This window comes from Rhodobacter sp. 4.3.4 (assembly GCF_058724655.1).
On record NZ_CM178967.1, the window covers coordinates 1,614,402 to 1,627,749 of the forward strand.

Annotated in this window: 13 protein-coding genes; 9 read left to right on the forward strand and 4 right to left on the reverse strand. The window is 66.9% G+C overall.

Going from position 1 to position 13,348, the window contains the following annotated elements; genetic code table 11:
- Positions 1-161 precede the first annotated feature (161 nt).
- Genes AC4PTB_RS07835 through AC4PTB_RS07875 form a run of 9 tightly spaced genes read left to right on the forward strand, consistent with a single transcriptional unit; the run spans position 162 to position 9,176 of the window.
- The gene (locus tag AC4PTB_RS07835) at positions 162-485 is read left to right on the forward strand and encodes a hypothetical protein (RefSeq protein ID WP_492192451.1); all 324 of its coding nucleotides are present in this window, start codon (positions 162-164) and stop codon (positions 483-485) included.
- Positions 415-1,140, forward strand: coding sequence for a terminase large subunit domain-containing protein (locus AC4PTB_RS07840; protein ID WP_492192452.1), 726 nt, complete (start codon positions 415-417; stop codon positions 1,138-1,140). Before AC4PTB_RS07835 ends, AC4PTB_RS07840 begins: the two co-directional genes overlap by 71 nt.
- Entirely contained in the window at positions 1,140-2,030 is an 891-nt protein-coding gene (locus AC4PTB_RS07845; RefSeq protein WP_492192453.1) for a phage/gene transfer agent baseplate hub protein, read from the forward strand. The genes AC4PTB_RS07840 and AC4PTB_RS07845 overlap by 1 nt, the downstream gene beginning before the upstream one ends.
- Positions 2,027-2,479 carry a C40 family peptidase gene (locus tag AC4PTB_RS07850; protein WP_492192454.1) on the forward strand — a complete coding sequence of 151 codons (453 nt, stop codon included), beginning with the start codon at positions 2,027-2,029 and terminating at the stop codon, positions 2,477-2,479. The genes AC4PTB_RS07845 and AC4PTB_RS07850 overlap by 4 nt, the downstream gene beginning before the upstream one ends.
- Entirely contained in the window at positions 2,480-6,394 is a 3,915-nt protein-coding gene (locus AC4PTB_RS07855) for a baseplate multidomain protein megatron (protein WP_492192455.1), read from the forward strand.
- Between the two features lie 3 nt (positions 6,395-6,397).
- Complete coding sequence (locus tag AC4PTB_RS07860) at positions 6,398-6,814, forward strand: DUF7742 family protein (protein ID WP_492192456.1); 417 nt, start codon at positions 6,398-6,400, stop codon at positions 6,812-6,814.
- Positions 6,756-7,574, forward strand: coding sequence for a serine O-acetyltransferase (gene cysE / locus AC4PTB_RS07865; protein ID WP_492192457.1), 819 nt, complete (start codon positions 6,756-6,758; stop codon positions 7,572-7,574). The genes AC4PTB_RS07860 and cysE overlap by 59 nt, the downstream gene beginning before the upstream one ends.
- 7 nt (positions 7,575-7,581) lie before the next feature.
- Positions 7,582-8,241, forward strand: coding sequence for a lysophospholipid acyltransferase family protein (locus tag AC4PTB_RS07870; protein ID WP_492192458.1), 660 nt, complete (start codon positions 7,582-7,584; stop codon positions 8,239-8,241).
- Positions 8,238-9,176, forward strand: a complete 939-nt coding sequence (locus tag AC4PTB_RS07875; RefSeq protein ID WP_492192459.1) for a phosphatidate cytidylyltransferase — start codon at positions 8,238-8,240, stop codon at positions 9,174-9,176. Before AC4PTB_RS07870 ends, AC4PTB_RS07875 begins: the two co-directional genes overlap by 4 nt.
- Positions 9,177-9,229: 53 nt before the next feature.
- Here the strand turns inward: AC4PTB_RS07875 and AC4PTB_RS07880 are convergent, their stop codons facing one another.
- The 4 genes from AC4PTB_RS07880 to AC4PTB_RS07895 form a co-directional block, all read right to left on the reverse strand.
- Entirely contained in the window at positions 9,230-10,492 is a 1,263-nt protein-coding gene (locus tag AC4PTB_RS07880) for a pyruvate dehydrogenase complex dihydrolipoamide acetyltransferase (protein WP_492192460.1), read from the reverse strand.
- Between the two features lie 7 nt (positions 10,493-10,499).
- Positions 10,500-11,849, reverse strand: coding sequence for a pyruvate dehydrogenase complex E1 component subunit beta (locus AC4PTB_RS07885; RefSeq protein WP_492192461.1), 1,350 nt, complete (start codon positions 11,847-11,849; stop codon positions 10,500-10,502).
- A gap of 12 nt (positions 11,850-11,861) precedes the next feature.
- Positions 11,862-12,866, reverse strand: coding sequence for a pyruvate dehydrogenase (acetyl-transferring) E1 component subunit alpha (pdhA, locus tag AC4PTB_RS07890; protein WP_492192462.1), 1,005 nt, complete (start codon positions 12,864-12,866; stop codon positions 11,862-11,864).
- A 132-nt stretch (positions 12,867-12,998) separates the two neighbouring features.
- The gene (locus tag AC4PTB_RS07895) at positions 12,999-13,298 is read right to left on the reverse strand and encodes an FtsB family cell division protein (protein WP_492192463.1); all 300 of its coding nucleotides are present in this window, start codon (positions 13,296-13,298) and stop codon (positions 12,999-13,001) included.
- Between the last annotated feature and the right edge of the window lie 50 nt (positions 13,299-13,348).

Below are 13,348 nucleotides of genomic sequence, written 5' to 3' on the forward strand. Positions count from 1 at the left end.
TTTTTCAGCGGGCGCAACCGAGAATTTAGTACTTGACTTTTCGAACGCCCTAAGGTAGTAATTTGGCATGCTAGGAGAGGTGGGTAAGCGCAACGGGAAACCGTTTGCGCTTTTTTCATTTCGCTCGTGCGGACAGGCATGAGAGGCGGGTCACGCAAAACATGGATATGGGGTTCAAGGGTGGGGACGCTCCTCCGGTGGATTTGCTGGAGGAGACGGAGGAGCTTTATCGGGACATTGCCGGGGAACTAGCTTTGGCGATGAAAGGGGTTCGCCAGGGCGAGGTGAAGGAGGCCAAGGCCGCCGCGCAGGCGGTCAAGGACCTTCGCACGGCATTCCAGATGGTGATGGAAGAAAGGGCGCGTGTTGAAAAACTTCGCAGACAAGTTGCCGGTGTCGGGGCCGGACGCGAGCTTGACCTCGATTCTGCCCGGGCTGAGATCGGGCGCCGCCTGGCTTGCCTGCGCGACGCCGCAGGAGGTTGACGCCTTTCTGGAGGGGCTGGGCGACAATGCGCTTCTGGCGCTGCCCTGGATCTTCGAATTCTGGGCGTTGCCGCATCAGCTGCCCCCGGTGGGGGCGTGGAAAAGCTGGGTGATCATGGGCGGGCGCGGCGCGGGCAAGACCCGGGCCGGGGCGGAATGGGTGCGGATGCAGGTCGAGGGGGCGGGTCCGGCCGATGCCGGGCCCGCGCATCGGGTGGCGCTGGTGGGCGAGACCTTCGATCAGGTGCGCGATGTGATGATCTTTGGCGAGAGCGGGATTCTGGCCTGCTCTCCGCCCGATCGGCGCCCGGAGTGGGAGGCGACGAAGCGGCGGCTGGTCTGGGCGAACGGGGCGACGGCGCAGGCCTATTCGGCGCAGGAGCCCGAGGCGCTGCGGGGGCCGCAGTTCGACGCCGCCTGGGTCGACGAGCTGGCGAAATGGAAAAAGGCCGAGGAGACCTGGGACATGCTGCAATTCGCGCTGCGGCTGGGGCGGCATCCGCAGCAGGTGATCACCACGACGCCGCGCAACGTGACGGCGGGGTTCGAATTCGACGTGCCGGTGCGGTTTGATACCGACCGGATCGCGGTTTCGGTGCAGTCGTTTCAGGCGGGGGATCTGCCGCAGGTGCCGGTGGTGGAGGTGCGGATCTGATGGCCTATCCTGAGGAGTTGAAGGCGCATCTTGCGCAGGGGGTGACGACGCTGGCGCGGGCCTGGGCCTTGGCGCGGACCGACGGGCGGGTGCTGGGCTTCACCGATCATGACCGGGTGCTGCGCTTCGAGGGGATCGCCTTCGAGCCGGGCAGCGGGATGACGGCGAGGGCGGTGCAGCAGGGCACCGGGCTTTCGGTCGACAATACCGAGAGCTACGGCGCGCTGAGTTCCGAGGCGATCACCGAGGCCGATATTCTGGCCGGGCGCTATGACGGCGCCGGGGTCACGGTCTGGCTGGTGAACTGGGCCGAGCCGGGGATGCGGGCGGTGATCTTTCGCGGCCATCTGGGCGAGGTCTCGCGCGGTGCCGGGGCGTTCACCGCCGAGTTGCGCGGGCTGACCGCGGCCTTGGGGCTGGAGCAGGGGCGGATCTATCACCCGCGCTGCGCCGCAGTGCTGGGCGATGGCACATGCCGGTTCGATCTGACGAAGGACGGCTATGTGCTGGAGGCGGTGCTGGGCGCGGTCGAGGAGGCGGTGGTCTTGCGCATCGACGAGGGCGCGGGGTTCGAGGATCGCTGGTTCGAGAAGGGGCGGCTTGTGGTGCTGGAGGGCGCGGCGGTGGGGCTGGTGGGCGTGGTGAAGAACGACCGGCTGCAGGCGGATGGATCGCGGATCATCGAGCTGTGGCAGCGGCTGGGCGCCGATCCGGTCGTGGGGGATCGGGTGCGCCTTGAGCCCGGCTGTGACAAGCGCGCCGAGACCTGTCGGCTGAAATTCGACAATTTCCTGAATTTTCGGGGGTTTCCGCATATTCCCGGGGAAGACTGGCTGGTGTCCTATCCGGTGCAGAGCGGCACCAATGACGGCGGGAGCCTGTTCCAATGAGCGCGCTTGGGCTGCGGGCGGTGGCGATCGCGCGGGACTGGATTGGCACGCCTTACCGGCATCAGCTCTCGGTTCAGGGGGCGGGGACGGATTGTCTGGGCCTGTTGCGCGGGGTCTGGCGGACGCTTTATGGCGCCGAGCCGGAGCTGGTGCCGCCCTATACGGCCGATTGGTCGGAGCCCGCGCGCGAGGAAGTGCTGTGGCGGGCGGCGGCACGGCATCTGGTGGCCTTGCCCACCGGCTCGGGGCCCGAGAGCCCGGGCGAGGTGCTGCTGTTTCGGATGCGCACGGGATCGGTGGCGAAACATCTGGGCATTGCCGCCGAGATCGGCGCCGGGGCGAGTTTCGTGCATGCCTATGCGGGGCATGGCGTGGTCGAAAGCCCGCTGTCCGAGCCCTGGGCGCGGCGGATCGTGGCGCGGTTTCAATTTCCGGAAGGGGTCAGGTGAATGGCGACGATACTGCTTTCGGCGGCGGGGGCCGCGATTGGGGGCGGCTTTGGCGGCACGATCCTTGGCCTGTCGGGGGCGGTGATCGGGCGGGCCGTGGGGGCGACGCTGGGGCGGGTGATCGACCAGCGGCTTCTGGGGTCTGGTTCGCAAAGTGTCGAGACCGGGCGGGTTGACCGGCTGCGGCTGACGAGTGCGGCCGAGGGCGAGGCGGTTGGGCGGCTGTGGGGGCGGATGCGGGTCGCGGGGCAGGTGATCTGGGCGACGCGGTTTTTTGAAACCGCCCAGGTGGAGAAAAGCGGCAAGGGCGCGCCGCGGGCGACGGTGACGCGCTACAGCTATTCGCTGAGCCTGGCGCTGGCCTTGTGTGAGGGAGAGATCCTGCGTGTGGGCCGGGTCTGGGCGGATGGGACCGAGATCGAGGTCTCAAGCCTGAACATGCGGGTTTACCGGGGGGGCGAGGATCAGCTGCCCGATCCGAAGATTGCGGCGGTAGAGGGGGCGGAGGAGGCGCCGGCCTATCGCGGCATCGCCTATGTGGTGATCGAGGATCTGCAGCTGGCCCCCTATGGCAACCGGGTGCCGCAGTTCACCTTTGAGGTGGTGCGCGCGGCGCAGGGCGCGCTGGCGGAGGCCGAGCCCGATCTGACGCGGGGGCTGCGGGCGGTGGCGCTGATCCCGGGGACGGGGGAATATGCGCTGGCGACGACGCCGGTCTATGTCGGCACCGGGACCGGGATCACCGCGACGCAGGGGGTGGCGAACCAGGCTGCGCCCGGCGGGCAGACCGATCTGGTCGCCGCGCTGCAGCGGTTGGACGAGGAGCTGCCCAATTGCGGCGCGGTGTCGCTGGTGGTGAGCTGGTTCGGCGATGATCTGCGCTGCGGGGCTTGCGATGTGAAGCCCAAGGTGGCCTCGCGGCAGGAGGAGGGGGTGAACATGCCCTGGCGGGTGGCGGGGCTGGAGCGGGCGAGTGCCGAGGAGGTGCCGCGGCTCTCGGGACGGTCGGTCTATGGCGGCACGCCTGCGGATGCGGCGGTGATCGAGGCGATCGGCGCGCTGCGGGCGGCGGGCAAGGCGGTGACCTTTTACCCGTTTATCCTGATGGAGCAGCTGGCGGGCAACGGCCTGCCCGACCCCTGGAGCGACGCGACCGGGCAGCCCGCGCTGCCCTGGCGGGGGCGGATCACGCTTTCGGTGGCGCCGGGGCGGGCGGGCAGCCCGGACGGGACGGCGCTGGCAGAGGCGCAGGTGGCGGGGTTCTTTGGCGCGGCAGAGCCGGGGGATTTCGCGATTTCGGGCGGGCAGGTCGTCTATTCCGGCCCCGAGGAATGGTCGATGCGCCGCTTCATCCTGCATTATGCGCATCTGTGCAAACTGGCGGGGGGCGTTGACGCGTTCTGCATCGGCACCGAGATGGTGGCGCTGACGCAGATCCGCGGCCCGGGCAACAGCTTTCCGGCGGTGGCGGCGTTCCGCCAGCTGGCGGCAGAGGTCAAGGCGATCCTCGGGCCCGGCTGCAAGATCGGCTATGCCGCCGACTGGTCGGAATATTGGGGCTATGCGCCCGGCAATGGCGACCGGTTCTTTCATCTGGACCCGCTTTGGGCGGATGAAAACATCGACTTCATCGGCATCGACAATTACCTGCCGCTGTCGGATTGGCGCGACGGCGAGGAACACGCCGATGCGGGCTGGGGCTCGATCTATGCGCTTGATTACCTGCGCGCCAATATCGAGGGCGGCGAATATTATGACTGGTATTATGCCGCGCCCGAACATCGCGCAGCGCAGATCCGCACGCCGATCACCGATGGCGCGCACGGTGAGCCCTGGATCTGGCGGGCCAAGGATCTGCGCAGCTGGTGGCTGAACGACCATCACGAGCGGGTGGGCGGGGTGCGGTCCGAGGTGGCGACGGCCTGGGTGCCGCAGTCGAAGCCGATCTGCTTCACCGAAATGGGCTGTGCGGCGATCGACAAGGGCACGAACCAGCCCAACAAGTTTCTGGACCCGAAAAGCTCGGAATCGGGCCTGCCGCATCATTCCGGCGGGCGGCGCGACGAGCTGATCCAGATGCAATATCTGCGCGCGATGACAAGTTACTGGGGGGAGGCGACGAGAAACCCGGTCTCGGCGGTCTATGGCGGGCCGATGCTGGACATGAGCCGGGCGCATGTCTGGGCCTGGGATGCCCGGCCTTGGCCGCAATTTCCGCTTAACACCGCCTTGTGGTCGGATGGCGAGAATTACGCGCGCGGGCACTGGATTTCGGGCCGTGCGGTGGCGCAGCCGCTGGCGAGCGTGGTGGCCGAGATCTGCGGCGCGGCCGGGATCACCGAGATCGACGTGAGCGGGCTTTACGGGCTGGTGCGCGGCTATACGATGCCGGGCGATCAGACCGGACGGGCGGGGCTGCAGGCGCTGATGCTGGCCTATGGCTTTGAGGCGCTGGAACGCGACGGCAAGTTGTTGTTTCGGATGCGCGACGGGCGGGTGGATGCCGATCTGGCCGCGGCGGATCTGGCGCTGGGCGAGGGCGAGGCGGTCGTCGAGACGGTGCGGGCGGCCGAGGCCGAGATTGCGGGCCGCGTGCGACTGGCCTATGTCGAGGCGGAGGGCGATTTTGAGGTGGGGGCGGTCGAGGCGGTCTTTCCTGATGCGGTGGCGGGGGCGGCGGCGGGATCGGAATTGCCGCTGGCGCTGACCCGGGCGCAGGCGCAGGGGATTGTCGGGCGCTGGCTGGCCGAGGCGCGGGTGGCGCGCGATACGGCGCGGTTTGCGCTGCCGCCGTCGCGGGCGCATCTGGGCACGGGCGATGTGGTGCGGCTGGATCTGCCCGAGGGCAAGCGGCGCTACCGGATCGACCGGGTCGAGCAGGCGGGGCTGCTGCAGGTCGAGGCGGTGCGGGTCGAGGCCGGGATCTATGCGCCCGCCGACGAGGTCGAGGACCCGGCGAGCCTGCGCCCCTTTGCGGCGCCGGTGCCGGTGCGCGCGGTCTTTCTGGATCTGCCGCTGATGAAGGGCGACGAGAATCCGGTGGCGCCGCATCTGGCGGTGACGGCGACGCCCTGGCCGGGGACGGTGGCGGTCTGGTCCTCGGACGAGGATGCGGGCTATGCGCTGAACGCGACGCTTGGCACGCGGGCGGTGATCGGGCAGACGCTGACGCCGTTGTTTCGGGCGCCGCCCGGGGTCTGGGACCGGGGCGCGGCCCTGCGGGTGAAGCTGGCCAGCGGGGCGCTCGAGTCGGCGACGGCGCTTCGGGTGCTCAACGGCGCGAATGCGATGGCGATTGGCGATGGCAGCTCGGACAAGTGGGAGGTGTTTCAATTCGTCGAAGCGGCGCTGGTCGAGGGCAAGGTCTGGGAGATTTCGCTGCGGCTGCGCGGGCAGCTGGGCACCGATGCGCTGATGCCCGAGGTCTGGCCCGAGGGCAGCGTGGTGGTGGCGCTCGATGGCGCGCCCGAGCAGATCTTGCTGCCCGCCTCCGCCCGCGGGCTGGCGCGGCATTACCGGATCGGCTCGGCGGCGCGGTCTTATGACGATCCGTCCTTCCTGCACCGGATCGAGGCCTTTGCGGGGGCGGGGCTGCGGCCCTTCAGCCCGTGCCATCTACGCGCCACGCCGGGGGCGACCGGCTGGGACTTTCGCTGGCTGCGCCGGACACGGATCGATGGCGACAGCTGGCAGGGCTATGAGGTGCCTTTGGGCGAGACGACCGAGCTCTATCTGGTCCGGGTGCTGGAGGGGACGACGGTGAAGCGCGAAGTGACGGTGGGCGCGGCAAGCTGGAGCTATCCGGCGGCGCTGCAGGCGGCGGACGGCATTGCCGGGGCCTTCACGCTGGAGGTGGCGCAGGTGTCCGACGTTTACGGTCCGGGGCTGGCGGCGCGGATCACCGTGGGGGCCTGAGGTGTGCGGCCGATCCTGATCGACGATCTTCTGATCGCGGCGCGGGCTCTGGCCTCGGTGGCCGCCCCCGAGCGTCCGGCGCGGCTGGCACAATGGTTGCGCGAGGCGCATTGGGCCGATCTTTACCGTAAGCGGCTGGCGCGGGCGCATCCGCTTTGGGGCAACGGCTCGCTGATGGGGCGGGCCTTGCGCGAAGCGGGGCGGCGGGGTTTGCGCCCGGACCGGGCCGAGATCGACGCCCTGGCCGAGGTGATCGCGGCGGTGCGGATATGGCGCGCGCGGGGGCTTTGCAGCGCCGCTGAACGGCTCTATCTGAGAGAGGCAGCCTGTGCTAGGCTGACCCAAAGTCAAGGAGAGAGCCATGTCCAAAATCCGTGCCAAGGTCGCTGCCATCGATCCGGTATGGATGCGGATCTGTGAGGAGGCGCATGACGCCGTGGGGCAGGAACCCCTGCTGGGCGCCCTCATCCATGCCGGGCTTTTGCACCATGCGACGATGGAAAAGGCGCTGGCTTACCGGTTTTCGCTCAAACTCGCCTCGGGCGAGATGAGCGAGCAATTGCTGCGCGAGATCGCCGATGACGCCTATGGGTCCGACCCCGGTCTGGGGGCGGCGGCGCGGGCGGATCTGGTGGCGGTGCATGACCGCGACCCGGCCTGCCACCGGTTCTTGCAGCCGATCCTGTTCTTCAAGGGCTATCAGGCGCTGCAAAGCTATCGCATCGCGCATTGGCTGTGGCGGCAGGGGCGCAAGGACATGGCCTATTTCGTGCAGATGCGCACCTCGGAGGCGTTCGGCGTCGACATCCATCCGGCGGCGCGGATCGGGCGCGGGGTGATGATCGACCACGCCCATTCGATCGTGATCGGTGAAACCGCGGTGGTGGGCGACAATGTCTCGATGCTGCATTCGGTGACGCTGGGCGGCACCGGCAAGGAAGAGCAGGACCGCCATCCGAAGATCGGCAATGGCGTGCTGATCGGGGCGGGCGCGAAGGTGCTGGGCAATATCCATGTCGGCGACAATTCGCGGATTGCGGCGGGCTCGGTGGTGCTGGCCGATGTGCCGCGCTGCAAGACCGTGGCCGGGGTGCCCGCGAAGATCGTCGGCGAGGCGGGCTGTGCGCAGCCCTCGGTCAACATGGATCAGCAATTGCGCGGCTGCGACTGCCAGGGCTGAACCGGGCATGGCGGGGCTGACGCGGATCAAGGCGCTGCCCTACCGGATCGTCACCAGGCTGGCGGGCGACGCGATTTCGCTGTTCGCCCGCATCCTGACCGCGCCCCGCGCGATCTGGGCGGGATCGGAGCCACGGCATGGGCCGCGGGTCTATTATTCCAACCATACCTCGAATGCGGATTTCGTGCTGATCTGGACGGTGCTGCCGCCGGTGCTGCGCCGCCGCACCCGGCCGGTGGCGGCGCTGGATTACTGGTTGGCCTCGCCGCTGCGCGCCTTTGCCGGGCGCGACGTGTTCCGCGCCGTGCTGATCGACCGCCGCCCCGAGGCGCGGACCGAAGATCCGGTGACGCAGATGACCTCGGCGCTCGATGCGGGATCGGCCCTGATCCTGTTTCCCGAGGGGCGGCGGAATACTTCGGAGGCGGCGCTCTTGCCGTTCAAATCGGGGCTCTTTCATCTGGCGCGGCAACGCCCCGGGGTGGATCTGATCCCGGTCTGGATCTCGAACCTGAACCATGTGATGCCGCGCGGCAAGGTGATCCCGGTGCCGCTGATCTGCACCGTTACCTTCGGCGCGCCGATCCGCATCGCGCCCGATGAGCCGAAGGAGCGTTTCCTGATCCGCGCGGCGGCGGCGCTGGCGGAATTGGGGGCGGCACGATGACCAGCCTTGCGCCTGCGCTGTTCGGCCTTGGAGCCATCCTCGTTCTGGCAACGCTCCTGGGCCAGCTGCTGCGCGAGGCGATCGCGCCTGACGGATCGCATCCGCTGATCGAGACGATGAATGCCCGGATCGCCGCCTGGTGGGCCTTTGCCGTGCTGATGGCCCTGGCGCTTCTGGCGGGCAAGGCGGGGGTGATCGGGCTGTTCCTGCTGGTGTCGTTTTCGGCACTTCGGGAATTTCTGACATTGACGACAAAGAGCATCGCCGATCACTGGACTTTGGCGGCAAGTTTCTTTCTGGTTCTGCCGTTGCAATATCTGTTCGTCGCGGCCGGGTGGCAAAGCCTTGCCGCCCTGTTCGTTCCTGTGCATGTCTTTCTTTTGCTGCCGGTCATCTCGGCACTGCAGGGGCGGCCCGAGCAGTTCCTGGCCCGGGTGGCCGAGACGCAATGGGCGGTGATGATCTGCATCTATTGCGTCAGTTACATTCCGGCGCTGCTCTGGCTGCCGATCCCGGGGTTTGAGGGGCGCAACCTGCTTCTGATCGCCTTTCTTGTCCTGGTGGTGCAGACCTCGGACATTGCGCAATTCGCCATCAGCCGCGGCATCGGACGGCGGCTTGTCGCGCCGTCGCTCTCGGCCTCGAAGAGCTGGGAGGGGACGGTCGGCGGCATTCTGGCGGCGGTTCTGGTCGGGGGCGCCTTGAGCTGGCTTACCCCGTTTTCCCAGCTGCAGGCGATGGGGATGAGCCTCCCCCTCGCGCTGATGGGGTTCTGTGGCGATCTGGTGATGACGGCGATCAAGCGCGATAAGGGCGTGCGCGACTGGGGCCATCTGATCGCACCGCATGGCGGGTTTCTGGACCGGCTCGACAGCGTGATCTTTGCCGCGCCGATCTTTTATCACCTGACCCGGGTTTTCTGGGCCACCCCCTGAAACGCAAAGGCGGCAGGGTTTCCCCTGCCGCCATGTCGCGGATTTCGCAAAGCTCAGGCCAGCATCGCCATCGGGTTTTCCAGATTGGACACGATCGCGGCCAGAAGCTCCGCCCCTAGCGCGCCATCGATCACCCGGTGATCGACCGAGAGCGTCAGCGCCATCATCGTCGCCACCTCAATCGTGCCCGAGGCCGAAACGACCGGCTTCTTCACCCCCGCGCCCACGGCCAGAATCGCGCCATGCGGCGGGTTGATCACCGCATCGAAGCTTTCGATCCCCATCATCCCCAGATTTGAGATCGCGAACGAGCCGCCTTGGTATTCGTGCGGCGCGAGTTTCCGATCGCGCGCGCGTTTCGCCAGATCCTTCATCTGCGCCGACAGCTGGCTCAGCGATTTTGCCTCGGCATCCTGCAGCACCGGGGTGAAGAGCCCCCCCTCGACCGCGACGGCCACCGCCACATCCGAGGCCTGCATCTGCAGCACCCGATCCCCGGCCCAGACCGCATTCGCCGCCGGCACCGCCTGCAAGGCAAGCGCCGAAGCCTTGATGATGAAGTCATTCACCGAAAGCTTGACCCCGCGCGCCGAGAGTTGCCGGTTCAGCTCCTCGCGGAAGCGCAGCAGCGCATCCAGACGCACCTCGCGGCGCAGATAGAAATGCGGGATCGTCTGTTTCGCCTCGGTCAGCCGCGCCGCAATCACCCGGCGCATGCCATCGAGCGGGATCTCGGTATAGGCGCGGCCCTCGTAAAGCTTCGCAACCGTCGCGGCCGAGACGGGTGCCGGGGCAGGGGAAGTGACAGCGACCGGGGCCGCAGCCGCAACAGGGGCGGGTTTCGCCACCGCGCCTTCAACATCGGCCTTGACGATCCGCCCATGCGGACCCGAGCCTGAAATCGCCGCCAGATCCAGCCCCTTGTCCGCCGCGATCCGCCGCGCGAGCGGCGAAGCGAAGATCCGCGCGCCCGCCGCCTTCGGCACGACCGGCGCCGCGGGCGCCGCCAGCGCGGGCGCTGCAACCGGGGCAGGGGCCGCGGCTTTCGGCGCGGGTGCAACTTCGGCGCTGCCGCCTTCCTCGATCAGCACGGCGATGGCGGCATTCACCTTCACCCCCGCCGTGCCCTCTGCCACCAGAAGCTTGCCGATCACGCCTTCATCGACCGCCTCGAATTCCATCACCGCCTTGTCGGTCTCGATCTCGGCGATGATCTGGCCCGATTTGACCGCATCGCCTTCCTTGACCAGCCATTTTGCCAGCGTGCCTTCCTCCATCGTCGGCGACAGCGCGGGCATCAGGATTTCCACAGCCATCTTTCCCTCACCGATAGCAGACACGTTTCACCGCCGCGACAACCTCGTCCGAGGTCACCAGCGCCAGTTTCTCAAGGTTCGCCGCATAGGGCATCGGCACGTCCTTGCCCGTGCAGTTGATCACCGGCGCATCGAGATAATCGAAGGCGCGCTCCATGATCACCGCCGAGAGATGGTTGCCGATGCTGCCAACGGGCCAGCCTTCCTCGACCGTGACGCAGCGGTTCGTCTTCATCACCGAGGCCAGAACCGTGTCGTAATCAAGCGGGCGCAAGGTGCGCAGATCGATCACCTCGGCACTGATGCCCTCGGCCGCCAGCTTGTCGGCGGCCTCCAGCGCATGGGCCATGCCGATGCCGAAACTGACCAGCGTCACATCCGTCCCCTCGCGCCAGATCCGGGCCTTGCCGAAAGGCACGGTGAAATCGTCAAGCACCGGCACCTCGAAGGAGCGCCCGTAAAGGATTTCATTCTCAAGGAAAATCACCGGGTTCGGATCGCGGATCGCGGATTTGAGCAAGCCCTTCGCATCGGCCGCCGAATAGGGCATCACCACTTTCAGACCCGGGATCTGCGCATACCAGGCGGCATAATCCTGGCTGTGCTGGGCCGCAACGCGCGCCGCAGCCCCGTTCGCCCCGCGGAACACGATCGGACAACCCAGCTGACCGCCCGACATGTAAAGCGTCTTCGCCGCCGAGTTGATGATCTGGTCGATCGCCTGCATGGCGAAGTTGAAGGTCATGAACTCGACAATCGGTTTCAGCCCGCCAAAGGCGGCGCCGACCGCAATCCCGGTGAAGCCATGCTCGGTGATCGGCGTGTCGATCACCCGTGCCGCGCCGAATTCATCCAGCAGCCCTTGGGACACCTTGTAAGCGCCCTGATATTCGCCGACTTCCTCGCCCATCAGAAAGACGGTCTGATCGGCCCGCATCTCTTCGGCCATCGCTTCGCGCAACGCCTCGCGCACCGACATCGTCTTCATCGCCGTGCCTTCCGGCCAATCGGCCGAGGCTTTCGACACCACCGGCGCCGCCGCGACGGGGGGCGCCACAACCGGGGCAGGGGCCGCAACAACCGGCGCCGCCTTCGGTGCAGGCGCCGCTTCCACACCCTCGCCCGAAAGCCGCAGGATCGGCGCGTTCACCTTCACCCCCGAAGTGCCCTCGGCCACCAGCAGTTCAACCACCGTGCCCTCGTCCACCGCCTCGAATTCCATCGTCGCCTTGTCGGTCTCGATCTCGGCCAGGATCTGGCCCGATTTGACCACATCCCCCGCCTTCACCAGCCATTTCGAAAGCCGGCCCTCTTCCATCGTCGGAGACAGCGCGGGCATCAACACGTCAATTGCCATCGTTCTCTCTCCTCAGGCGTAAATATCGGTCCAAAGCTCGGTCAGGGCGGGTTCGGGGCTTTCCTTGGCAAACTCCGCCGCCTCGTTCACGATCGCCTTGATCTCGCGGTCGATGGCCTTGAGGTCCTCATCCGTCGCCTGACCCGAGGAAATCAGCAATTCCCGCACGTTTTCAATCGCATCGCGTTCGTCGCGCATCTTCTGCACTTCCTCGCGGCTGCGGTATTTCGCCGGGTCCGACATCGAATGGCCGCGGTAGCGATAGGTCTTCACCTCCAGAATGAACGGCCCCGCGCCCGAGCGGCAATGCGCGACCGCCTTTTCCGACGCCGCCTTCACGGCGAGCACATCCATGCCATCGACGATCTCGCCCGGAATGCCGAAGGCCTCGCCGCGGGTGTAGATATCGGGCGTCGAGGTCGAGCGTTTCTGCGCCGTCCCCATCGCATATTGGTTGTTTTCGATGACGAAAATCACCGGCAGCTTCCACAAAGCCGCCATGTTGAAGGTCTCGTAGACCTGGCCCTGGTTCGCCGCGCCGTCGCCGAAATAGGCGAAGGTCACATTGTCATTGCCCAGATATTTGTCGGCGAAGGCCAGCCCCGCGCCCAAGGGCACCTGCGCGCCAACGATTCCATGCCCGCCGTAGAAATGCTTTTCCTTCGAGAACATGTGCATCGAGCCGCCCTTGCCCTTCGACAAGCCGCCCTCGCGCCCGGTCAGTTCGGCCATCACCCCCTTGGGGTCCATGCCGCAAGCCAGCATGTGGCCGTGATCGCGATACGAGGTGATGCGCTTGTCGCCCGGCTTCGTCGCGGCCTCCAGCCCCACGACCACCGCTTCCTGCCCGATGTAAAGGTGGCAGAAGCCGCCGATCAGGCCCATGCCGTAAAGCTGACCCGCCTTTTCCTCGAACCGGCGGATCATCAGCATGTCACGGTAATATGTGAGCAATTCTTCCTTCGAGACATTGGGGCGCGCTTGCGCCGCGGTCTCGGGGGTCTTGCGTGTCGCCATCGGACAGCCTCCCAGGTCGTGATAGTTCAACGTTAAACCATTCCCTACAGCATGCGACGAAAAGATGCAATCGCGCGCAAGCAAAACGCCCGCACGAGGGCGTGCGGGCGCGAAAACAGGCTTTAAGATCGCTTAACGGATCACGATTTCATCGCCGCGCAGCGTGCCCAGCACCTCGCGCGCGCGTTCATCGAGCAGATCAAGGTCGAGATAATCATCCGAGAGCCGATGCGTCAGATTCGCCATCCGCGCCTTTTCGGCCTGCAGCTTGTCGCGTTCGACCGTCAGCCGCTCGATCTCGGCATCGACCTGGACGCGGTGAAAGATGCCGTTCGGCCCCTGCATCGCGGCAAAGGCGAAGTTCAGCCCCAGCACGGTGGCTGCGGAATAGAAGACGAAGGGAACGACCCGCGGGCCTTTCGGGAAATTCATGCTCTGCCTTTCCTGCCGCCTCTGCCGGGCGCTTTCGCAACCATGCCACA

Bases quoted from the DNA above. Each gene is read 5' to 3' on its own strand.
- AC4PTB_RS07835 (WP_492192451.1), top strand. From the start codon at position 162: ATGGATATGGGGTTCAAGGGTGGGGACGCTCCTCCGGTGGATTTGCTG.
- AC4PTB_RS07845 (WP_492192453.1), top strand. From the start codon at position 1,140: ATGGCCTATCCTGAGGAGTTGAAGGCGCATCTTGCGCAGGGGGTGACG.
- AC4PTB_RS07850 (WP_492192454.1), top strand. From the start codon at position 2,027: ATGAGCGCGCTTGGGCTGCGGGCGGTGGCGATCGCGCGGGACTGGATT.
- AC4PTB_RS07855 (WP_492192455.1), top strand. From the start codon at position 2,480: ATGGCGACGATACTGCTTTCGGCGGCGGGGGCCGCGATTGGGGGCGGC.
- cysE (WP_492192457.1), top strand. From the start codon at position 6,756: ATGTCCAAAATCCGTGCCAAGGTCGCTGCCATCGATCCGGTATGGATG.
- AC4PTB_RS07870 (WP_492192458.1), top strand. From the start codon at position 7,582: ATGGCGGGGCTGACGCGGATCAAGGCGCTGCCCTACCGGATCGTCACC.
- AC4PTB_RS07875 (WP_492192459.1), top strand. From the start codon at position 8,238: ATGACCAGCCTTGCGCCTGCGCTGTTCGGCCTTGGAGCCATCCTCGTT.
- AC4PTB_RS07880 (WP_492192460.1), bottom strand. From the start codon at position 10,492: ATGGCTGTGGAAATCCTGATGCCCGCGCTGTCGCCGACGATGGAGGAA.
- AC4PTB_RS07885 (WP_492192461.1), bottom strand. From the start codon at position 11,849: ATGGCAATTGACGTGTTGATGCCCGCGCTGTCTCCGACGATGGAAGAG.
- pdhA (WP_492192462.1), bottom strand. From the start codon at position 12,866: ATGGCGACACGCAAGACCCCCGAGACCGCGGCGCAAGCGCGCCCCAAT.
- AC4PTB_RS07895 (WP_492192463.1), bottom strand. From the start codon at position 13,298: ATGAATTTCCCGAAAGGCCCGCGGGTCGTTCCCTTCGTCTTCTATTCC.